Origin of the sequence: Pedococcus sp. 5OH_020, assembly GCF_027812955.1 — a bacterium.
Classification (GTDB): domain Bacteria; phylum Actinomycetota; class Actinomycetes; order Actinomycetales; family Dermatophilaceae; genus Pedococcus.
Map to the genome: position 1 here is coordinate 56,996 of NZ_JAPYZV010000009.1, position 21,314 is coordinate 78,309.

The 21,314-nt window shown below is 66.1% G+C and carries 19 protein-coding genes; 13 read left to right on the forward strand and 6 right to left on the reverse strand.

Features of this window, described 5'->3' with window-relative positions; all coding sequences use genetic code 11:
* The first annotated feature begins 85 nt into the window (after nt 1-85).
* Nucleotides 86-1,330, forward strand: coding sequence for an ATP-binding protein (locus PHA84_RS16585; RefSeq protein WP_270889247.1), 1,245 nt, complete (start codon nt 86-88; stop codon nt 1,328-1,330).
* Between the two features lie 349 nt (nt 1,331-1,679).
* Nucleotides 1,680-2,015 carry a cupin domain-containing protein gene (locus PHA84_RS16590; protein WP_270889248.1) on the forward strand — a complete coding sequence of 112 codons (336 nt, stop codon included), beginning with the start codon at nt 1,680-1,682 and terminating at the stop codon, nt 2,013-2,015.
* Nucleotides 2,016-2,284: 269 nt separating this feature from the next.
* On the opposite strand, the gene PHA84_RS16595 is transcribed toward PHA84_RS16590, so the two are convergent.
* The 3 genes from PHA84_RS16595 to PHA84_RS16605 form a co-directional block, all read right to left on the reverse strand.
* Nucleotides 2,285-3,157, reverse strand: coding sequence for a ThiF family adenylyltransferase (locus tag PHA84_RS16595; RefSeq protein WP_270889249.1), 873 nt, complete (start codon nt 3,155-3,157; stop codon nt 2,285-2,287).
* A gap of 937 nt (nt 3,158-4,094) precedes the next feature.
* The gene (locus PHA84_RS16600) at nt 4,095-5,177 is read right to left on the reverse strand and encodes an SMODS domain-containing nucleotidyltransferase (RefSeq protein WP_270889250.1); all 1,083 of its coding nucleotides are present in this window, start codon (nt 5,175-5,177) and stop codon (nt 4,095-4,097) included.
* The gene (locus PHA84_RS16605; RefSeq protein ID WP_270889251.1) at nt 5,174-6,289 is read right to left on the reverse strand and encodes a CBASS cGAMP-activated phospholipase; all 1,116 of its coding nucleotides are present in this window, start codon (nt 6,287-6,289) and stop codon (nt 5,174-5,176) included. Before PHA84_RS16605 ends, PHA84_RS16600 begins: the two co-directional genes overlap by 4 nt.
* Nucleotides 6,290-7,017: 728 nt before the next feature.
* On the opposite strand from PHA84_RS16605, the gene PHA84_RS16610 reads away from it, so the two are divergent.
* On the forward strand, nt 7,018-9,006 hold the full coding sequence (locus PHA84_RS16610) for a hypothetical protein (RefSeq protein ID WP_270889252.1): 1,989 nt from the start codon (nt 7,018-7,020) through the stop codon (nt 9,004-9,006).
* 97 nt (nt 9,007-9,103) lie between these two features.
* On the opposite strand, the gene PHA84_RS16615 is transcribed toward PHA84_RS16610, so the two are convergent.
* The gene (locus tag PHA84_RS16615) at nt 9,104-9,688 is read right to left on the reverse strand and encodes a hypothetical protein (RefSeq protein WP_270889253.1); all 585 of its coding nucleotides are present in this window, start codon (nt 9,686-9,688) and stop codon (nt 9,104-9,106) included.
* Between the two features lie 819 nt (nt 9,689-10,507).
* Nucleotides 10,508-10,951, reverse strand: coding sequence for a hypothetical protein (locus PHA84_RS16620; RefSeq protein WP_270889254.1), 444 nt, complete (start codon nt 10,949-10,951; stop codon nt 10,508-10,510).
* A 393-nt stretch (nt 10,952-11,344) separates the two neighbouring features.
* Here PHA84_RS16620 and PHA84_RS16625 point away from each other — a divergent pair, with 393 nt between their 5' ends.
* Both PHA84_RS16625 and PHA84_RS16630 read left to right on the forward strand, forming a co-directional pair.
* Entirely contained in the window at nt 11,345-11,680 is a 336-nt protein-coding gene (locus PHA84_RS16625; protein ID WP_270889255.1) for a histone-like nucleoid-structuring protein Lsr2, read from the forward strand.
* 52 nt (nt 11,681-11,732) lie between these two features.
* Nucleotides 11,733-12,041, forward strand: a complete 309-nt coding sequence (locus PHA84_RS16630; RefSeq protein WP_270889256.1) for a hypothetical protein — start codon at nt 11,733-11,735, stop codon at nt 12,039-12,041.
* Here PHA84_RS16630 and PHA84_RS16635 read toward each other — a convergent pair.
* Nucleotides 12,007-12,780, reverse strand: a complete 774-nt coding sequence (locus PHA84_RS16635) for a tyrosine-type recombinase/integrase (RefSeq protein WP_270889257.1) — start codon at nt 12,778-12,780, stop codon at nt 12,007-12,009. The two genes, PHA84_RS16630 and PHA84_RS16635, sit on opposite strands and share 35 nt — an antisense overlap.
* Before the next feature lie 1,148 nt (nt 12,781-13,928).
* On the opposite strand from PHA84_RS16635, the gene PHA84_RS16640 reads away from it, so the two are divergent.
* The 8 genes from PHA84_RS16640 to PHA84_RS16675 all read left to right on the forward strand — a co-directional run bounded on the left by PHA84_RS16640 (nt 13,929) and on the right by PHA84_RS16675 (nt 21,283).
* Nucleotides 13,929-15,365 (forward strand): type IV secretory system conjugative DNA transfer family protein, encoded by a 1,437-nt coding sequence (locus PHA84_RS16640; protein ID WP_270889258.1) that lies wholly within the window; start codon nt 13,929-13,931, stop codon nt 15,363-15,365.
* Nucleotides 15,366-15,731: 366 nt separating this feature from the next.
* A complete protein-coding gene (locus PHA84_RS16645) occupies nt 15,732-16,139 on the forward strand; it encodes a hypothetical protein (RefSeq protein WP_270889259.1) in 408 nt (135 codons plus the stop codon).
* A gap of 80 nt (nt 16,140-16,219) precedes the next feature.
* A complete protein-coding gene (locus tag PHA84_RS16650; RefSeq protein ID WP_270889260.1) occupies nt 16,220-16,618 on the forward strand; it encodes a hypothetical protein in 399 nt (132 codons plus the stop codon).
* Nucleotides 16,615-18,111 (forward strand): CHC2 zinc finger domain-containing protein, encoded by a 1,497-nt coding sequence (locus PHA84_RS16655; RefSeq protein WP_270889261.1) that lies wholly within the window; start codon nt 16,615-16,617, stop codon nt 18,109-18,111. The genes PHA84_RS16650 and PHA84_RS16655 overlap by 4 nt, the downstream gene beginning before the upstream one ends.
* Before the next feature lie 45 nt (nt 18,112-18,156).
* Nucleotides 18,157-18,483 (forward strand): hypothetical protein, encoded by a 327-nt coding sequence (locus PHA84_RS16660; RefSeq protein WP_270889262.1) that lies wholly within the window; start codon nt 18,157-18,159, stop codon nt 18,481-18,483.
* Nucleotides 18,480-19,886 (forward strand): hypothetical protein, encoded by a 1,407-nt coding sequence (locus PHA84_RS16665; RefSeq protein WP_270889263.1) that lies wholly within the window; start codon nt 18,480-18,482, stop codon nt 19,884-19,886. Before PHA84_RS16660 ends, PHA84_RS16665 begins: the two co-directional genes overlap by 4 nt.
* 48 nt (nt 19,887-19,934) lie before the next feature.
* Nucleotides 19,935-20,171 carry a helix-turn-helix transcriptional regulator gene (locus PHA84_RS16670; protein WP_270889264.1) on the forward strand — a complete coding sequence of 79 codons (237 nt, stop codon included), beginning with the start codon at nt 19,935-19,937 and terminating at the stop codon, nt 20,169-20,171.
* On the forward strand, nt 20,168-21,283 hold the full coding sequence (locus PHA84_RS16675) for a tyrosine-type recombinase/integrase (RefSeq protein ID WP_270889265.1): 1,116 nt from the start codon (nt 20,168-20,170) through the stop codon (nt 21,281-21,283). Before PHA84_RS16670 ends, PHA84_RS16675 begins: the two co-directional genes overlap by 4 nt.
* The last annotated feature ends 31 nt before the right edge of the window (nt 21,284-21,314 follow it).

Consider the following 21,314-nt stretch of genomic DNA (forward strand, 5'->3'; position numbering starts at 1 on the left):
GCTTCCGCGCGCTGGAGAAACCGGACCGGATGCTCTTCGGTCACACCGAGCGTTCCGTGTACCCTCGCACCGAGCGACCTCCGATGTGCTGGCTGGCGCCTACCCGTTCCTCGCGGAGGCAGGCCTTGGCAGCGAAGGCGTCTACGTCGGGCAGGACGCCTGGTCCGGAGGTGGGTTCTGCTTCGACCCCTGGGAGCTCTATCGCCAGGGCGTTCTCACCAACCCGAACTGCCTCCTCGCAGGCGTCGTTGGCAAAGGCAAGTCATTCCTCGCCAAGTCTTTAGCCACCCGATCCATCGCCTTTGGCAAACGCGTCTACGTGCCTGGCGACCCCAAGGGTGAATGGTCCAACGTTGCCGACGCGGTCGGAGGGGCTGCCATCCGCCTCGGCCCGGGATCGAGCAACCGCCTGAACCCCTTGGATCCGGGCCCCAAACCAGCCAACCTCACCGACGCCGACTGGCAAGGGTTGCTCAGGTCTCGACGGCGCGCGCTGCTCGGATCCATGTCACAAGCCGCCCTTGGACGGCCACTGCATCCGATCGAGCATACGAGCTTGGACATTGCGCTCGCCTGCGCTTGCAACGTGGCCGCCGTCCCGGTCCTGACTTACGTTGTCGATCACCTCTTCGCACCGAGAACACCGCACGGTCTCGGCATGAGCAGCGGCCAGCTCGCCGAGGCCTCGAGGGATGTCGGGCACGCCCTGCGCCGGCTCGTCGCCGGGGACCTCGCCGGCCTCTTCGATGGACCATCCACCGTCAAGTTCGACCCGAACTTGCCCATGATCTCCCTAGACCTGTCCCGTATCCACGGCTCGGACGAGCTCATGGCCATGGTGATGACGTGCGCATCGGCATGGATGGAGGCGGCGCTCGCCCAGCCGGACGGCGGCCAAAGGTGGGTCATCTATGACGAGGCGTGGCGGCTCATGCGCCAACCCGCACTCCTCGCCCGCATGCAGTCGCAATGGAAGCTTTCCCGCGGCCTGGGCATCGCCAACCTGCTCATCGTCCACCGGCTCTCAGACCTCGACGCCGTCGGTGAAGCCGGCTCAGAAGCCCGGGCTCTGGCACGCGGCCTGTTGGCCGACTGCTCGACCCGCATCATCTACCACCAGGAGGCCTCCGAGATCCACTCAACAGCCTCTCTACTAGCACTCAGCAGCGCGGAGGCACATCAGATCGCCGAACTACAACGCGGCGAAGGACTCTGGCAGGTCACCAGGCGCTCCTTCGTCGTCAGGCATCAGGCGACCGACGACGAGACTGGGGTTTTCAATACCAGCCTCCGCATGCAGCCACAGAGCGAATGCGTGGATGCTCAGTGACCTCGCGGCAAGGGCGTGTGCAGTCCTAGCCCGGAGAGCGAAGCGGCGAAGCATCCGCTGGGTGCCGAAGCTTTCCGACGAGCGATGATGGCCGTCCCACTCATAAGCACTCACCCCATGCCTCAGTGCGCCGCACGATCGACGAGAACGTATGGCGCGACCCTCCCCGGGGTTTCGGATGAATCCAGCCCGGCGGCCTGGACATCTCCAGCCCGGGCTGTCAACTGAGCGCCCCGTCAGCCTGCCAGGAGCAGCGCCGGCTCGGGCTGCAGACGGCGCGCCAGGCATCGGGGCACCGTGCATTGTGACTCCTGTCGACGTCGACGATGCCGGGTGCGAGGCTGGGGTCATGGAGAAGTCGTCCCTCACCGCCCTCGCCCGTGAGCAGTTGCAGATGGCGAAGCATGCGGCCAGCGGCCGCAGCTCGGACACCGTCTACGGTGGTCACGAGCACGTCCTTCGCCAGACGGTGATCGCAATCATGGCTGGGCGTGAGCTCAGCGAGCACGAGAATCCGGGAGAAGCCACCGTGCATGTGCTGCTCGGGAGAGTGCGCCTCAATGGCGACGGACACTCGTGGGAGGGGTCACCGGGCGACCTGCTCATCATCCCGCCTGCCCGGCACTCCCTCGAGGCGCTTGAGGACTCCGCGGTCCTGCTCACGGTGGCGAAAACGGGCACCTGAAGCGACCTCGCGGCTCTGCGTTACCGCCCGCCGTCGTGGCAGTGGTGTGCAGATGGTCCACCCTTGAAGCCGCTGCTTTTCGCCCACTATGGGCCACCCTCCTCGCCGCACCTGGTGACGCAGGAGCCCAAGAGCAGACCTCGATGTGTTTTGCGCGAGGCCGGCCCCGAGCCCACCGTGGTGTTGCTGGAGCTGGCCAGGACCGCTGAACCTAGTCGAATGTCAGTACGACCTCGGCTCAGGCCGGGTAGCCGACTGGCTCGGCATGCTCAAGCCGGTGCGACCGGGTAGGGCACGTATCGGTGTCCGGGAATGACGTCTGAGTGCGGCAGTGCCATGAGGTGCGCGCCACAACCGGCAATGGTGAGGTGCCTCGCGATAAACGTGAGCAGGCCGCCACCAAGGGCGGCTAGGTCGGCTGCGGACCCGTGGAAGGTCGGTGCCGAACATCCGCGCGTCGGGACGAACTCGTCTCCGGGTCCCGGCTCTTCCCAGAAGTACCGGTAGCGCTCCAGAGTACTGTCGGCGCGCACCGTGTCGCGCAGGTGGTGGTCCATGTCGGTCATGGAGGCAACGCAATCTGGCGGGTTGACTATGGCGTAGCCGAGGGTGCCACTACGCGCATCGGTGGCTACCTGCGCGATGAACGCCTTCCGCTGAGGATTTTTTGCGATGATGTCGAGTTGCTTTGCGACCTTCAGACTGATGGTCGCGTCGATGACGAGATAGGCGCTGAGCGCGACCTGGCTCAGTTCGGACGTGCTGAGCCGACCATGCACATCTACCTGAACAGTGTCACTAATGGCCTTCAGGCGGTCACGCAGAGCCGAGACTTTGCTGGCCCCGATGTCGTCCTCGACGTAGTCCTGTCGGACGAGCAGTCCGCCGGTGACGCGCCCGTAGTCGCTGATGACGACTCGGTGCGCTCCGGCACGCACGACGAACTCAGCGATCCACGAGCCAAGACCTCCGCAACCGAGGATGACCACGGTCCTGTCGTTCAGGGCAGCGACTGGTCGGCCGGCGTCACGACGAGTGGTGACCGCTGCGCGCTCATCGGACACAAAGCACCATTCAATGGGTGCGGCCATGTTGATGCGTTCCAGATCGTAGGGGATGAGGCTCGTGGACTTGTTGCGCACGAGCTGTCGGAGGTCGTCTGCGAGTTCGGGGGGCAGTTGAAGTCCCAGCAGGTGGCGAGGTCCCCCCGCCGGGTGCGGGACGGCCAAGATGAGCCTCTGCGGGGTCCCGACAGGGTTGCGACACGCACTGGCGGCAAGCGCGGTGAACAACGCAGCATCTGGCGTCGTCTCGTATGGCGGTGGCTCTGCCTCGGGATAGTGACCTGCCAACCACTGCGGTGACGTCCAGCCTCGGCCTGCGACGAATGCCCGGTCGGCGTAGCAGGGCGGATGCGCCGTAGGCCTCGGGCGGGCTGCGGACCGGAATGCCAGTCCTAGAGGGCGGGGCTGTCGAATGAGTGCGAGAAGCTGGCCTAGTGAGTCGTGACCGGCTCCCAGCGGCATGTCGGAGTCGGCGAAGAAGATGGGTACATGCGTGGGCTCTGGATCGCGCTGCACCTCGGAGTCCAGATCGAGCCGCTGCCCAGTCCGCCGACTGAGGCGCGCCGTGGCAACTCTGGCCCTGGGCTCGGGTAGGTGCCTGACGACAATACTCAGGGAGCCAGGAGTGACGTGCGGTACGCCTCCGACGGCGTGAAAGAGAGCAGTGTCGGGGTTGAAGTCGTTCTGGGAGGCCTTCCCAATCCAGTCCCACAGACGGTTGAGCACACCGTTCTTATCGTTGACGCCCACATCCGGGTCCCACTCGCGGGACTCGTCGAGATAGAGGCAGAGGTAGAAGCCCGACAGGACGTGGGGCGTGCCGATGAACCGCCCGTGCTCCAGGATCACAGTTGGTGGCTGGTCGTCGGTCGGCCCAATGAAGAGGAGGAAGTCCTCAACTGCCTTGAAACGCAGGCCGTCAGCTGTGGGCGTGGGGAGGTCGGCCGTGTGGAGGGCGAAGCGAACCATGACGTTCCCAGCGTCGTCCCTCGTCTGAGCACCGACAGTCAGGAGGTCAGGCTGGCCTTTGGCCTGGGCGCGCAGGTCTGCCAGCACTCGCCGTTGCCACTTGGTGAGCGCTGGTCGCGATGGCTCTCTTCGAGTCACCCAGCCTTGCCGCTTCGACTGGAAGAAGATCCCGACCTGCACCCCCGGCGGCACCTGCTCCGATGGCGGGAAACTTGGACCCTTTGGTGTCGGAGTCGGCTGCCGCGAAGCCGGTTCCGAAGAGTTCGCGCCAGAGTGCCAGGCTTTCGTCCTCATCGGTCTGCACGAGGGCTGCGGAGATCTTGGTGTCGAGCTTCTGGATCTCCGTGCGGAATTGCTGGTACTTAGTCTCGGTCCAGCGGTGGGTGAAGACGGCGCTCTCCCCAGCCTCGACCTCAGGGAGAGTTTCGTTCTCGCGGACCCACTCGGCGAGGTCCGACACGATGCGACCCAGCGCGACAGGGACGTTGGCGTAGCTCTTGGCATCAGCCAGCACGTTCTCTGGCTTGATCGTAATTCCAACGACGGTTGTCAGGATGATGGAGACCGTGTCCTTGTACCAACCGCGGTGGTCGCGCAGGTACTTCAATAGCCGAATGACCCGACGCATATTTCCGTCGGCGAGGTCGTCCTTCTCTTTCATCCACGTGGTGAACTCGTCCGAGTTGCTCGCTTCCCACTCGTCTGTCTCGGCGTTGATAATGTGCTCTCCCTCATCGGCCCGATTCACGTAGGGCACAACGTCGACGTGCATGTCGTTCGCATAGGAGACCCGGACACAGCGGTTCTTAGCCTCTACTGGCTTGTCCATCTCGCCATAAACAGGATCTTTATCGAGAGCTTGGAAGACCGCATTGTTGTACTGGGCAGGGGACCAACCTGGCACCTCTTCGAGTTCGAGCATGAAGTCTGCGTCGAACTCAAGCTCCTTCGGCGGATTGATGATCGTTCGCTGCGCCCATGAGCCCTGGCGCTTCTTGCTGAGGACGCTCGCGTCAGGTTTCGCGGCCTTAATGGCGGCATAGATCTTGTCGACGCGGTCGGCGAGGCTGTCGAGTTTCCCATCGGGAAGGTTGACTGTGTTCTCCAGCAGGGCGTTGAAGTCAGTCACGTGTTCCATAAGGAGCCCCCTTCGGGCGTTTGGTCGGAGCGTTGGTCGCTGTGCGGCGTGGGCGGCGGCAGCGGGGTAAAGGGCGGGGCCGCGTGGCCGGCGAACTTCGCGGTGAACTCAGGGGCCAAGTTCCGGCTGACAGTGGACGCGTACCCCCTGACCGATTCGGCCCTGATCCGATCAAGGGCGAACTTGCCGGGTGGCACGGGCGCGTCGAAGCGCACGAAGTTCTCAAACCCGACCAGGTGCATGGCCGTACCCATGCCACCTCGGCTGCTGGCGTTGAGAATCACGCCAGCGGCCTTCGGTCCCCAGCGGAGGAGGCCGGCCGTCTGCAACCGGTCGACGTTGTCAGTGAAGGGTTCCATCGTCCCCACGTTCAACACGCGCATGGCGTCCAGCGGAACTCCGAGCATGCTGCGTGCCTCACCGATAGCCAGCACCGAGGGGTTATTGGCCCAGACCCCTCCGTCGATGAGCGGCGCGTCGTGGACACGGGCCGCTCGGAAGTACGTGGGAGCCGCAGTCGTCGCCAGAGCGACGTCGACCATCTTGATACGCCAGTCCCTGGTAAGGCGATCGCCGTGACGGGTCTTGAAGATGTGCACCTCGCCGCGCTGCAGATCCCACGACGGGACAACCAAGCGCACGCAGCTGTCGCCCAGCGTTCGGTCCCCAAAAACTTCGACCAGCACGTCCCGCAGCACGTCGCTGTTGTAGGCGGGGCGTCGAAGGCGACTCAGCCGTGCGCGATGCTGCAACCGGCTGGGGAAAACCCGGTCGACAAGGTCACCGAAGTGCTCGGCGATCTCCTTCGGCCTCAGACCTGCACCGAGTCCGAGCGCCACGATGCCACCGGCCGAGGTCCCGGCGACCATATCGAAGTGGTCTGTGACCCTGACGCCCAAATCGTCCTCGAGGTGCGCGAGGACGTGGGCGGCGAACAAGGCCTTCGCCCCTCCGCCGTCTAGCGCCAGAATCTGGAAACGGTCACCTTCGAAAGGGTCAGAAGTCGGGCCGTGCGTGGCATATGAGCCAGTCATCTTGTTCTCCCGATCCCTTTCGGTTGTCTGCTTGGCAGCGTAGGGACGTCCGCCGACAACGTTGGCCACGAGCAGCCCGTGCGCCTTGTCGGGGAGGACCCCTTCGTCTGTGCCATGACGCCCCGCTCCTGTGATACGACCTCCGGTCAGCGCCGCGGCTACCCGCGCCTCCGTTCCAGAGTCGCATCCGCGAACGACGATGCGCGGTTACCCGCGCTTCGTCGGCGTGTCGCGGCTAGCCGCGCGCGCAGGTGGCGACATGCTCTTGGCATGGCTGAGACCAGCAACAAGCGAAGCCGCCGAGGTACTGACGTCCGCCGGCGTCATCACCAGGTGGGTGTTCGGTTGCTTCCCGAGGAATTGGAGAAGCTGCGGGGCCTAGCGGAGCGCTATGGCGTCTCACCCGCCGAGGTGCTCCGACGAGCGCTCCTGACCGATTCCCTCTAAGTCGGCCCGCGACCTCAGGGCAATCCTCCCTTTTCGGACCCTCGCTGGCGCGCCGGGCAGCGCGTCGCGCACGTCACGTCGTCCGGGCCGCGCCTGACGTCCTTCCGCCGCATCACGGCGCGCCGACGGTTGTCGATAGTCGGCCGCGTACGCAGTTCAAGACGGTTTGCAGCCGGCGAGGGCGGCCGGGCCCGCTCCATTACGGGTCTGGTGGCCTGAGCCCTGGTGGTCTGTGCAGCCGAACACGGCGCGGCACACCCAGCGGGCCCTTAGCGTCGGCCGCCACGGAAATATGTCAATCAGCAAGAGGCCTGGTTGCAAGCAGGCGGTCTGCGTGACAGCGTCCGCGCATGGACGCTGAGGGGGGTGCCCACGACGAGGTCGAAGGCGCGGGAAATGCCGACGGGTACGACAAGGAATACGCCGTTGTGTTCAAGGCGCACTCTTCGGCCCGTTTCGCCCCAGACGATGAACTCGAGTTGACCTTTGATGTGCCGAGTCTCGGGTTGAGCGGCCTGCGTGTGCGGGCCTTCACTCGATGGGAGGGTCCAGGCGATGGACCCCTCCCCCGCGAGCTTGTCATCGAATGCTGCGGGCGGGCAGGAGACCTCGACGCGGCTATGCGTGGCTTCTCGGGCATCGCCCGGAGCCTGGGAACCTTCATCGGCTTCGTGGGCAACGTCAGGGTGGGCTCCGTCGAGATGCACTTGGCCTTCGAGTCCACGCCAAACTCGGTCGACCGCGAGATAGTCGAAGTCCACATTCCTGACGAGCGTGGACTGGTTGCCGAGGGCCGGGTTATTCGCTCCGATCTTGTGGCCGCTGCATTCTTGGCCTACTTCACCCGACCAGCAGACTCGTTGCGGTTGAACAGAGCGCTGCATCACTACGAGCTGGCTCTTCGAAACTGGCAGCTGGGGGGCGAGTGGCTTTCGCTGAACCACCTGTGGATCGCCGCCGAGAACCTCACGAAGTTGGTCGTGCGCAAGCTCATGACGGACCGCGGCCGGACACAGGAGGAACTGGCCCACGAGTTCGGCGTCGTCACTGATGATCCGTGCAGGCCGCGTTGGCCGGACGAGCTTGGGGCGCGTGTGCGTGTCGCACACATCTTCGACGACGATCGGGAAACGTACCGCGCAGCGAACGACGCCAGCAACGGAATCGAGCATGGGTACTGGGACCTCGACAAGGTCGCGGCTCACGCCCTGAGGTGCACCGACCTGACGTTCTCGTACGTGCGTCGAACGATCCTCGACCTGTTGGATCTGGAGCCCGCCGTCGCGGACAAACTGATGGCGATCAAGGTCAAGGACGTCCAGTCGCTGCGGCGAGTAGTACGGGGGCGTCTGGTGGGGATCGCAGATGACCCGGCCATGCCAGGCGAGCGGTACCCGCGGCTCGAGTGGACTGTCAGCATCGACTCCGTCGACCAAGACGATTCCACCTTCCGGTTTCATCAGCGCGACACCATCACCCCACGCACCCACCCCGACGTCGGCTTCCAGATCGAACGGATGGAGGTGCGCGGCCGGCTGGAGGAGGGCGAAGCGACCGTCAACATGAGCGACGCACCGGGCGTCCAAGATCGGTCTATTTCGAGAGCCGTTCGCCTGCTCGATCAGGTGGTGCCGTTGGTCGACGAGGCGACCTCCTCGACCGCCGAACGCGCCTGGACTCAGGCGTCGCGGTTCGCGTTCAACTGCTTCGGCCAGGGGGTGGCCTGCTCACAGGCAGCGGCGGCCCTGATTCGAGCCGGTCAGCCCATCGAGGCCCTGCCACTGCTGACCGGTCTCCTCGCTACGGCCGCCCGCTTCGAGCAGATGACCGAGCCGAGCGGGCCTGGGCTAGGGGTGATCGTGCGTGTGGTGCTGGATTCGCTGAACGAGATTGGCGCAGATGAGGATGTCACCGCCTCCGCAGAAGCCCGGGTGAAGGAGAGGCTCGCCGGACTCGCAGTGCCGGACACCCTCGCGGGTCCGGAGACGACCAGCCTCTACCAAGGCTTGGGCGCAGAGGTCGCGCTCGCGGAGTCCGTCATCCGCGGCACCTACACGGCCGTGAACATGCATGTTCAAAGAGATGCGACCACAGCAACCTCGACGTTCCACGTCGCGATTCCTGCCGGACCTCTCACCGACATGGTGGCCTCAGCAGCCGTGATCGCCATGCTCGAGCTGCTCCAGCACGCGGCTTCGCTGCTCGACATGACTTACGACCAAGAGCGCACGGAGGCAATCCTCGGAGAGGCACGGGCCATCAACGAGACCTCCGCTGCTCGCACGGATTTGTTTCCGTGGAGCGGCTCGGAGCCACCGGGCCAGACCATTGCCGAGTGACGCCGCAGTCCATGGCTCGGCGGACGTCTGCGTCACTGGTCGGGAAATTGTCCGCACGACCTGCGGCATACCGCCGCGATCAGGCCCGGTCGTCCCACTACCTCGCGTCTACGTGAAGCAGAGGCTGAGGACCGAATCCCGTCCAGCCGAGCGGTCGCAGCTCACCCTGGTAAGGGTCCGCCGCGGGATCCAGCAACTCAGACCGACGAACCGGCCATTTGATGTCGAAGATGGCGGCCGAGCCAAATCGAAGGTTGCATGCGTCTGCGGCATGGGTCATGCCTTGCTCGCAGGCCTCGCGCAAACGCGCGACCTCCTCGGCCGCCGATTCGTCAAGGAGCCGCAGGGGCATCGACATCTCCCGCGCGCTGGGGCCATCTCCCGAACTCAGCAGGGCGTCCCTCATTCCCCGTTCGTACTCCCGGGTCGCGGCCGCCAGCGCTTCGTACGCTCGAAGTAGAGCACCATGGGCCAACTCGCAGCGTCTACCTGCCAGGGTCGCCTTTGTGAGGTAGCCGTCGGGCCATCTGAGTCGGACGGCGTGCCTGCTGAGTTCGGCGGCGTTGTCCTTGGCCTCTTGGCGCAGCCCAAAGAGGAAGCGAGCGTGCCCCACGAGTTCTTCAGGGACCTGGCCGGCTGCCCCGGCCCGCACTTCGTCGAGGACGCGCTCGATCTCGTTCACGCACCCGATCAATCTCCGGTCCAGCCTTCGGTGCCGTTGGAGGTCTTGGACGCACTGCGAGATATGGCTTCTGTGGCGGAGCGTGCTAACAACCCACATCAAGGCGCCCAAGATCGCGCTCACGAAGCCAATGGCGGTCATGGTGGTGGTCACAGGTCCTCTTCCGGTGCAGTGTTGGCCGGAGCATCTCATCGAGTACTGACAGCCATTGCGGGTCATCCCCGCGACCCCCGCACCAGCTTCCCCACTTGCGTCACTTCGCCGCCTGCCGGACACGTCGAAGCGTCCCAATGCGGGTTGGCGCGGTCACGTCAACGCCGGTCGCTCGTTGTGGTTTGCAGTTCTCTCGCCGGCCGCCCCACCTGGCCCATCAGCGCAGGGTCAGGGAGGCGGCCTGGGCGCAGGCGAGCTGTATACCCGGCCCTGACCGCGCCCCCTCGGAAACGGGGTGCCGGGGAGGCGCAGGGCCTCAGCATCGCACAAAAATCACAATATCCTATATCTCTGTAGGCGTGCTGCTCTGCCAGCCGCCGGTGAGCCGGTTCTCCTCCACGGCCAAGCCACCCGTCGGATCAAGCAGTGTGGACCCCTTGGGAGCAGCCTTCATCAAAGAACTCGATGCACCCGCGGGCGGGGAGTGCAGCAGTCTTCCCCGCCCTCGGTGGAGACAGCACCCCAAGGGGTGGGGACCAGGCCGGCCCATGGGCCGTAAGGCACCGACCGCGCAGCAGGGGGCTCGCGCAACAGCTTGTCAGGATGACCAGATGATGAGGCAGCCCCGAGGACTCCGGGTGAGCAGGGCTGACGCGCAAAGAGTTGTCACGCCCGCTCGAAGATGAGGTCGAAGTCCTTGCGCCATGTCGATCCGTGGTCCTCGGATGCCTCCCAGCGACCCGCTACGCGGTGCGGCTCTACGTCAGCGATGAATCGTTGGAACATGTCAGGGTCTTCCCGACTGAGGATCCACTTCGAGTCCTCGAACGTCATGGCAAAGACCCGGCAGACACCTCGCTCGTCGTGGTAGAGGGCTGTGAAGGCGACGCGCGTGTCGCTGCGACCGAGGACCATGACCATCTCGCTCGTGGCGGTCCCGACATCGCCCTCCATTGTCCAGCGGAAGACCACGAACGCGTCGCCGAGCCACTCGACGGTCGCCGAGCCTGGCACCTCCAAGTCCGCCGGCTCAAGGAACCACGCGTTTCGCATCGTCGTCCGCCATGGCCCGACCAGGACACTCAGCCGCTCCATGGCCTCGTTGCGCATCGCTTCCTCCTTGATGTAGAACTTCGGGCCGACTGGGGCAGGGCGATCCAGTGGATCGGCCAGACATCCTCTCAAGCGGTCCAGTGGGTGACATTTCATGCTGCCGCCAGGATCCGCTCAGTCAAGCAACTCTCGCGAACGCGCGTCATTTCACCGCCAGGCGACCAAGGCTCGCTTGAGCCGAGCCCCCTGCGGTATCCGCAGCAAACCAACGGTCCCTCTGCAGTCGCGAGTGCCGGAGATCGGACGAGCATCGGCGAGAGCAGTTGGACGGTCCCAAGCGGGGTACGTGCGGGAGCGCCGTCGCGGAAGTCGTGGAGAAATTCGATCGCGAGCTCGACAGGCGTCGCCATTGATTAGCAGGTGACGTCCGGTGTGCGCCATCATTCATTCATGGCGAAGCAGACGACGGTGACCATTACCGATGACCTGGACGGTTCGGCCAACGCCAAGGAGGTCTCGTTCAGCCTTGATGGCAAGGCCTGGGTGATCGACCTCGGCGCTAAGAACCGGGCAGCTCTGGAGAAGGCGCTCAAGCCCTACATTGCTAAGGCGACCGAGCAGAGCTCTCGCAGCGGTCGTGGCAAGGCCGCCCGGCCCTCGACCCGCAGAACGTCTCGCACCGACCTTGCGGCCGTACGGGAGTGGGCGAAGAACAATGGCCACGCTGTGAGCGACCGAGGCCGCATTAGTGCCGACGTCCAGAAGGCCTACGACGCCGCACAGTAGATGGTGAGGTGGGCCGTCCCGCGCTAATGCGGGGGTTTCATGAGGTGAGGCAATGACCGACGACGCGGTGGCGGGGGCAGCTCGACGGCTGATGGACGACATCGACGTGCGGGCCGAGGCGGAGGAAGCGACGCAGCCGCACAGCGTGATCGCGTATGACCCCATGAGCGAGTCGTACACGGTCACTGGTCCGTTCCCTGACGCCCATGTGGCCACGCTTGAGGCTGAGCGCATCAAGACTGAGCTCAACCGGGCCGCTGGTCACCCCGGATACCCACCGATCCAAACCTGGATCGCTTTGCATTTCCTGCCGCAGGATCGTCACGCTAAGGCGCCGGGATCGGCCGACCCCCTACGGTGACGCGCCGCGATCCTTCGGGGAACGCGGACGTCAGCCCGGGCCGCTCATCGCTGAGGAGTATCGCGGTGCGCAGGAACTCGTCCCGGGTGAGGGCCTCGGTGCTCAGCCCGATGTACTGCTCGGTGGTTTCCAGGGTGCTGTGGTGCAGCAGGGCTTGGACGACGCGCAGCGCGCCGTCGTAACGGCGGGTCCCCACCAGGGCATCGAAGATCTGGCGGGCGGCCGAGCGACGCAGCGCGTGCAGGCCCTCGTGGTGGTCCGGCAGCCCGAGCCGACGCAGTCCATCCTTGACGACCCGGTAGGAGTGCGCAGCAGGGCGTTCGGGGTTGAGCGCGCCGAAGGTGACGTTGCGCTGTTGGCGGCCGTCGACGACGCTCATGCCGGGGGCGTACCTGCGAGGTAGGTAGGCGGGGATCAGATAGTCCGAGGGCAGCAGGCCTCGGCGGTGGTTCCGGCGGACGTTGCGCTCGTACTCGCTCAACCACAGGTGCAGCTTGCAGCGCAACTCGGGGGACACTGGCAGGACGTCCTCGACGTCGGACTTCCACACCCGGAAGAACACCGTGCCTCCCTCCAGGTCCAGGTCCCGCAGGCGGATGGCCTGGAGCTCGCTTCTGCGCATGGCGGTGAAGAACCCGACCGCGATCAGGGCCCGGTCGCGCGGAGTCGCTGCGCCCTCGAGCAGGGCACGGACCTGCCCGGCGTCCAGCTGCAGCTTGACCCGGTGCGGGCGACGCATCCGGTGCAGGGTCTTGCCGAAGTCGCGGGCCAATGAGGTCGTTGAGGTACATCCAGGTCAGGAACGGGCGAACCCGGGACAGGTAGGCGTTGAACCCGCCCGCACCGATCGGGTCGCGGTGCCGGCCTCTGGAGTCGACGTGCGCGCCGCGTAGGTGCGCGAACCAGCGATCGAGATGGACCGGTCGTAGCTCATCGGCGTACAGGTCACCGGTATGCGCCAGCAGTGCGACGTTGGTTATCCGGTACGCGTACACGGTGCGCCAAGCGTGCTGGCCTTCACAATGCACCAGGAACCGGGTCAGGGCCTCAGAGAGACGCACCCGGGCACGGGCAGGGCTGGACGCGAACTTGGCTGGGAGTTCCGCGGCAATACTGCATACCCAGCTCTGGACCGACTAAGTCGCGACGCCGACCACCTGCGAGATCGACCAAGCCGACTCTCCAAAACAGATGCAGGAACACCGCGTCAGCGACTGTGAACACGCGGCGAGCAGCCTGCAGTCCAGCGCTGCCGACATGCGCAGTTGGGCTCGGTCCAACGGACCCACTTCAGCGCGCGCGGTAGCCTCACAGCTTCCGTCAAGGCTGCTTACGCGGAGGCTCACAGCGCCTGATCGTTTATCCCCTTGATATTCGAAGGGTTTCCCGGATAGCAGCGTCCCGCCCGGAAGGCGAAGCGCACTCGACCCGGACAAAGCACAAGCCGACCCGGGGCCCTAATAGTTGTTGCCTCATGGTCCGTGCAGCGGCTGGCACGGCGATCTCATGGTGACCCGTCGCTGAGCGTTTCCGCTGCATGAACTCCGATGTACGGCCTCCGGCCCCTTCACCATGCCGCGGTTGAGCACCCGCGACGAAGTTTCTCGCGGCGAGGACAGGCTGGCCATCTTCGTGGTGGCGTTCGGCGTCCTCTGGGCGATTCTGTGGTCGGCGGCGTACCTCTCAGCGCGCATCTCCGGCGCACCCGCACCGACTCTCTCGTTGTTCGCTCCGTTCCGCGCATTCGCTCATCCGCCCGATCCAGGCGCTGCATGGCACGCCTCAGTCGGGCCGGGGGCGCTGTACTGGTCGATCACATGCTCTCTCCTGGCCGCGGCTTGCAGCCTTTCGTGGTTCGGCTGGCTTCGCTCACGTTCTCCGCGGTCAATGCACGTAGGGCGGCTGAAGGGAGTCGCGGTACCGGCTGAGGTCCGTCGGGCAGCCGGCGTGCATCCTCTACTCGCTCGGGCGGCCGTCCTTCGTCCCAGCAACCGAAGCCGTAGACCTGAAGAACTGGGGTACTTCCTGGGCCGTGCCAATGGCCAGGCGTGCTACTGCTCGGTCGAGGACTCGGTCGTGGTGCTCGGCCCACCTCGTTCGGGCAAGGGGCTTCACCTGGCCATCCCGCTGATTCTGGACGCGCCGGGCGCGGTAATCGCCACAAGCACCCGGCCCGACAACATGACAGTGACCCTGCATCATCGGCAAGCAATCGGTCCTGTGGCGGTCTTCGACCCGCAGGGCCTTGCACCCGGCCTACCAAGCCGAGCCCGCTGGTCGCCGATCCGCGGGTGCGAGGACCCGCAAGTGGCGATGGTCCGAGCGAAGGCTCTGACCGCTCGCACGGCTAACGGCGTCACTGACGCAAATTTCTGGCAGGCGTCGGCAGAACTGGCGGTCCGTTGCCTGCTGCACGCAGCAGCCCTCGACTCTCGACAGCCGAGCGACCTGTATCGGTGGTCGCTCTCGGCAGTCGAAGCGAGGGAGGCGGTCATGATCCTGGGCACTGACCAGGGGGCCGCTTCGGCGTGGCACCAGGCCTTGGAGTCCATCGTGACGACAGACCCACGGCAGCGCGACTCAGTGTGGTCCATGGTCACACTTGCGTTTTCCAGCCTCGGTAATCCCAAGGTGCTGGACGCGGTGTCCCCGGAGCCAGACGACGTGTTTGACCCAGAGGTGTTCCTGCGTAAGCGGGGGACGGTATATCTGATCGGCACCTCCACCGGCAGCTCCATGACCGCAGGCCTCGTAGGTGCATTCGTCGAGGACGTGGTGGAGACTGCGCGCCGGATCGCCGCGCGCTCCGTTGGGGCCAGGCTCGATCCTCCTCTGTCATTGATCCTCGATGAGGCTGCGAACTACCCTCTGCCGTCTCTGCCGTCGCTGATGTCCGACGGCGGTGGCACCGGGATCTCCACTGTGGTGGTGCTGCAGTCGCTCGCGCAGGCCCGCGCGGTATGGGGTGAACACGCAGCCGCCGCGATCTGGGACGCCGCCGTTGTCAAGGTGATCCTGGGGGGCGCGTCCAACGCCCGTGACCTGGAGGACCTGTCCCGGCTCATCGGCCAACGCACCGAGCGAACGACGTCCACCAACACGGGCCCACAGGGCGTCAAGTCCACGTCGACATCGACGACCCAGGTGCCCATCCTCGAGGCTGCCCAGCTGCGGACCCTGCCGTTCGGCACGGCGGTTCTGCTGCTGCGCTCAGCTCCCGCGATCGTGCTCACCATGCGCCCGTGGACAAGCCGACGAGACGCCAAGGCCTTGGCCGACGATCAACGTCGGCTGGAGGAGGCGATCCAGCATGGCCACGCCTGACCGGCGCATTCACAGGCGGGCCGTGTACCAGAGCTACCTGGCCTCCCGCGCCTGGCACGACCGTCGGCGGGCCTGGTATCTCGCGTGGCTGACAAGGGCTGGTACCCCGCCCGCGTGCTTGGTCTGCGACCGGCTGTGGAGTCCCAAGACGGGTCATCTTCATCACCTGACCTACGTACGGATCGGCGACGAGGAGGACGCCGACTTGGTGCCGCTCTGCTCCCGGGATCACCGCCGCTTGCACGAGGTACTGGAGCGCTCGCCGAGCTGGCGCAGACTCGGCCGTGCCCAGGCGAGCATCGGGATCATCGGCATGCTCCGACACAGATACCTGCAAGCGCGTCACAGCCAACGGCGAGCAGCGTCGTGACCGCCGAGCCGCCGCTGTCATTCGACGATGACGCGATCGAGCGCGCGTTCGGTCGGTTGGCGGGACCGATCCACGTGCCCTCCCTCACCTCGCGGGAAAGGGAGTCCTTCGTCCGCGAGCAGCTCAGCCCATGGGTGCGGCTGCTGGTGCGGAGGTTCGCCCTCGACACCCGTGTCGTCCCGCCATGTTGGACCCGGCACCCAGGCATGGTCGAGGCACTGGCGGCCCTGCGGGACCACGAGCGGGCGTGCTTCACCGAGACCGCCGCCCCTAGCGCAGCCCTGGACTGGTTCCGCGGCTTACGTGAGATCGAAGCTCGGCTCATGGACCTCGGCGCTGCCACGCGGTGCTCGACCAACCAGCACCGAGAGAATCCCGCCGCTCGATGGGCGGACAACGCCTGACACCTCGGGCAGCCAATGGTGCCCCGTCAATCCGGTCTCCCTTATAGAGCACGGGATCACCGCGGGAAGAGGGCAACACCATGGACTGCAACGACTCAACGGCCGGGTACTCCCCCACCCAGACACGGGAGCCGGAATGGATTGGACCGCGTACCTTCGCAGCCAGGTTCGGCGACGCTGGAACGGACCACTACTTCGGGACGCGATGGGGCGAGCGACGCGACCAGCGCATCTCGCTGCGCGGCCACCCGGGTTCGGAGGGCGGGCTACTGTATGCCTACGACTCGACCTGGGACGAGTACGCCGTCAGGGCCGACGACGTCCCTCAGACGGCCGTTGAAGCCGCCTTCATCCAGGCCCTCGACGTCGATACCCACATGCACGTCCTCGCCTTCGCCGAGCTGGCACGCCGCCACCAGATCCTGGGGACCCGCCCCCTGGCCCGCTCGGTGCACCACGTGCTCGACATCGAGCCATGACTACAACAGCGGGGGCGGTGAATGTGGAGCGTGTCCGGGCCGATCACCCCATCGAGCAGGTGATTGTTGCTGCGGGGATCCAGCTGACGCCCCGTGGCCACGGCTTCATCGGCTGCTGCCCGTTCCACGCAGACGCGACCCCCTCCATGTCTGTGGGCGGAGTGCCGGACCGCTTTCACTGCTTCGGCTGCGGGGCATCCGGTGACGTCATCGACTTCGTCCGCCGACTGCGCAACCTCACCTTCCGGGAGGCCGTCGACCAGTTGCAGCACACAGCAGCGACCCCGACTACCAACCACCCGGGCCTTCCGCGGCGAGTCGACACTGGCCTAACAGAGGAGCCGTCGTCAGCCATCGGGGTCCGAAGGGCGCACCAGGTGAACGCCGTGGCCTGGCAGTACTTCTCAAGGCCCTTAGCTGCCGAGTTTGCCGGCCACTTCCTGCGCCACCACCGGGGAATCGACCTACGCAGTCTTCGAGCCGAGTTCCCCGGCCTCGCGCTGGTCGGCAGCGCGGGGCACGCGTGGACCGGGTTGGTGGACCACCTGCGACGGCACGGCGTCGAAGACGACGAAATGGTCGTCATGGATCTGGCGCGTCGTACCAACCGTGGGAGCCTCATCGACGCCTTGCGGGACCGGATCATCATTCCCGTCACCGACCCGGCAGGCCGCATCGATGGCTTCATCGGCCGGGACACCAGCGCCGACCCCCGGGCTCCCAAGTACCGCAACCCCACCCGCACCGCGACGTTTGACAAGAGCCGGGCCCTGTACCGGCCGACCCACCATCGGATCACCGCGGACGGCAGTCTGGTGGTGGTCGAGGGCGCGCTCGACGCGCTCGCGATCGCAGCCGCGGCCGCCCGGACCGGGCGGACTTCGACAGTGGCGACGTGCACGACCAGCGGCGTGGCGGTCTCACACGCTCAGGCAAGAGCCGTCGCCCACCAGCACCCAGGACCGATCATCCTGGCCCTGGACGGCGACCGTGCAGGGGCGGAGGGAACGCTGCGCTGGCTCACCGCGCTTGCCCTCGAACAGCATCGGACCGCCTCCATCACCAGGCTCCCTCATGAACTGGACCCCGCGGACTGGCTCGCCCAGCACGGCGACATCGGACTCGATGCGTTTTGCCACACCGACGCACGTTCGGACCCACCAGTGGCCCCGCGCCAAGCCGGGCGCGAACTGGTCCAGCTCAGCCTGGCTCGAGCGCGCGACCCCGTACAGGACACGATCGGGCTGCTGCTGCCCCTTGCCGAGCAGTTACCTCCCGCGTCATCGGCGGCGCTGCTGAAGCAGGCCGAGGACGAGATGACCCGCAGCGGCTGGAACCCCCACGGCGCCTTCTCTCGGCGACTGCGTGACGAGGCGCTGCTCCACCTGCGCCGGGGAGTCGCGGCTCTCCCCGAGAACCGAATGACCGCGCATTCGATCCCAGAGCCGGCACACCCGGCCCTTCCCGCAACGCCCACCCTTTCGCGGCCCTGACCGCCCACCGCCCGCCATCGACCACGCCAAACTCCGAGGAGTCCCATGGATGAATCCACTCAGGCACTCGACCTCCTCGACCAAGCTGCCGGCCACATGCAGGCCGCGGCCTCACTAGCAGAGTCCCTCGGCGGGCACGACGTGTTCAGCGAGTGGCTGGGCTTCGCCGGCCAAGTCCGGCTTACGGCCGCCGGCGTCAGCCACACGCCCGCCACCGTCGCGGACTCGCCGCTCACCATCATCGGCCATCTCGCCTCAGCGCTAGAGATACTTGGCGGCGTTGAGCCGCTCGCCGGACCACCGGACCTGCAGCTCTGGCTCTGGCACATCCGCGAACTGCTGGACCTCGCCGCTCTCGTGGAACGGGCATGAGCAGCACTTCCGCCATGGACCTTCTGGTGCGGGCCGACCGGCTCACCCGCGAACTCTGCGCGAGCACCCACGAGATCAGCGCGGCCCAGTGGGAAAAGTTCGATGTGACCCTCTACCGGGCGTTGTACGAGCTGGTCAAGGCCGGTCGCGCGGACCCCGCATACGCCAGCGCGCACCGGAACCCATGCATGAGCGCCCTCAGCGCCTACCCGGCCCCGCTCGACCTACCCGCCGATGCCGCATTCTCGGTCGACCAGGCGGCGGGGTACCTGGAACTCTCGCGCGATCGCATGAATCGAAAAATTCGCAGCGGCAGACTTCGTGTGGTCCGCGAAGGGGACCACACGGTGGTGCCCAGCAGCAGCCTCCGACGCGCCCCTCAGATTGCGCCGGCCGAACCCACCGATCCAAGCCCCATCGCCCGACTGTCCACGACCCTGGGCGGGTTTGCCGACCTTGTCTCCACGAACAACCGGGGCACGCACCCCGTGACGCTCGAGGACCCAGTCTTGGCGGACACAGTCCGCCACCTCCTCACGCTAGGGGCCGCGGCGGCACGGCATACAGTCCGGCACAGCCCAATCGACGCCGTAGACCGACCCTTGCGCATCGCCCGGTACGCCAGCACCCAGATTGGCAGACTCGAGGCAGGCCCCCGTCGAATCGACTCGATGGACCGCATCGCGGCGACCGTCCTCCACGTCAAAGCACCCACGACCATCGACCAGCGGCTAGACGCGGCCCTGCACGGTTGGCGCCTCGCTGCACACCGCGAGCTGCAACGCCTCGTACCCAGCACCCAGGCACTTGGCGCCATCGCCAGCCAGGGCATCCGCCTGTACGCCGTAACCCACCAGCTGCTGCGCTCAGCACCTGGCCTCGAGGCGGCCGACGGTGGACCGGAGGACGCTCTAAGACAACTGCGCGACACCGGTTCGGCACTACGCAAGGCGGAACTGTCCCTCGCAGGTCTGACCAGCCTCACCACTCCCAGCCACGATTTCGTGACCGCAAGCAGAGAGCTGTTCTCCACACTGCAGCAGGTGCGTGAAATGGCGTCAACGCAGGACGCGAGCCTTGATCCCCGCACGACCATGGCATCGCTCGCACACGGCTGCGCCGGAGCAGCTGATGTTCTGACAGCCGCCCGAGGCCTGCCCTCCGCCCTCCTCCACTGCGAGCTGCTGTTCGCACCCGCACGCACTCTTGCATGTGGGGCGGAGCGGCTGGAGGCCAGAAGGAAGGGCAAGTTTGTCATCGTGACTCTGGAGGACGCCCAGGACCTCGGGTGGCAGTGGGACCGAGCCGTGCGGAGCGCTCAGCAGCTCGCCAGGGCTATCGGTCAGCACGTCCCTCAACGCGATCTCGTTGATCGCGACTACGGCATCGAGCCGGGTCGGTAACCATGCTGGCTCCCGGATTCGCGGGGACGAGGACAAGGACGGATCGTCATGGCTGCCAAGACAGCGAACCCTGAGCTCACGGCGGAGGACGCGGCGAAGCACCTCGAGCATCTGCCGACGTTCCTGACTACCGAGGAAGTCGCGACCCTGCTAAGGGTCAACCCCTCAACCGTGTGCCGTTGGCGCCTCACCGGCAATGGACCCAAGGTGACCTGGCTCTCGGCAAAGATCCCGCGCTACCAGAAGGCGGACGTCCTGAACTGGGTTCGCCAGTTGGTCTCATGACGATTCGGAAGCAGAAGTCCGGCCGCTTCTACGCCGTCCTCAAGGTCGGCCGCACCTACATCAGCGGACGGACGTTTGACACCAAACGTGAGGCACAAGCGTGGCTGGCTCGTGAGAAGGCCGCCATTGCCGGCGGCGTCGATCCTCGAGCCGGTCGAGCGTCCGTCCGCAGCCTGCTCCCCCAGTGGCTGGAGGAACGCAAGGACTCCGTCTCGGCGAAGACCTACATCTCCGATACGGCTCTGCTCCGGCTCGTCCCGCCTGCTCTAGGCGCACTGTCTGTCAATGCCGTTACCGACCGTGAAGTCGCCCGCGCGCTGCTCAACCTGACCCGTCAGGGCCTCGCCGAGTCATCAGTGCGACGGTTCCGCGCCTCCCTCTCGTCCTTCTTCACCTGGGCCATACGCGAACGGCTAATCCTGACCAACCCCGTCCAACCCACGCGGGTTCCCAAACCACGAGGCAACCTGCGGACCGAGATGTATCCCTTCGGCGAACAGGACCTCGAACGCGTCTACGCGACCGCGCGGAATCGCGACGAGCGGCTCGCCGACCTGCTGTTGATCGCCAGCTGGACCGGGCTGCGCTGGTCCGAGCTGCGGGCCATTCGCGTTCGCGACTTCATCGAGGTGCCCATGCCAACACTCGTCGTCCAGCGAGCCGAGCCCGAAGGTGTTGACATCAAGTCCACCAAGTCTGGCAAGTCCAGGCGGGTCCCGGTCGCCGACCGCATCCTGTCCCTGGTCCGCGTCATGGCGGCCGGCCGGAATCCCGATGAGCCTCTGTTCGTCACCACGAGAGGACACCGGCTGCACGCCTCCGCCTTCAAGCGGACCCTGAACTGGTCGAGCACGGCCGAAGGACGACGCATCCACGACCTCCGCCACACGGCCGCCTGCCTGTGGCTCGCCCGCGGGGTCGACCCCGTCACGGTCCAGGCGTGGATGGGACACGCCTCGATCGCCACAACGAACCTCTACCTCCATCACCTCGGTACCGGCGCAGACCGGGCCGGGCTGGCCCGCCTCAACGAGCCCGGCAGAGACGTCGAAACCGACCGGGAGCACAAGGGGAGCACAAATCTGGGGGGTGTCAGCGAACAACATGAGTGAAACCCCGCCCAGCCGAGCGCGTTTGCGCTGG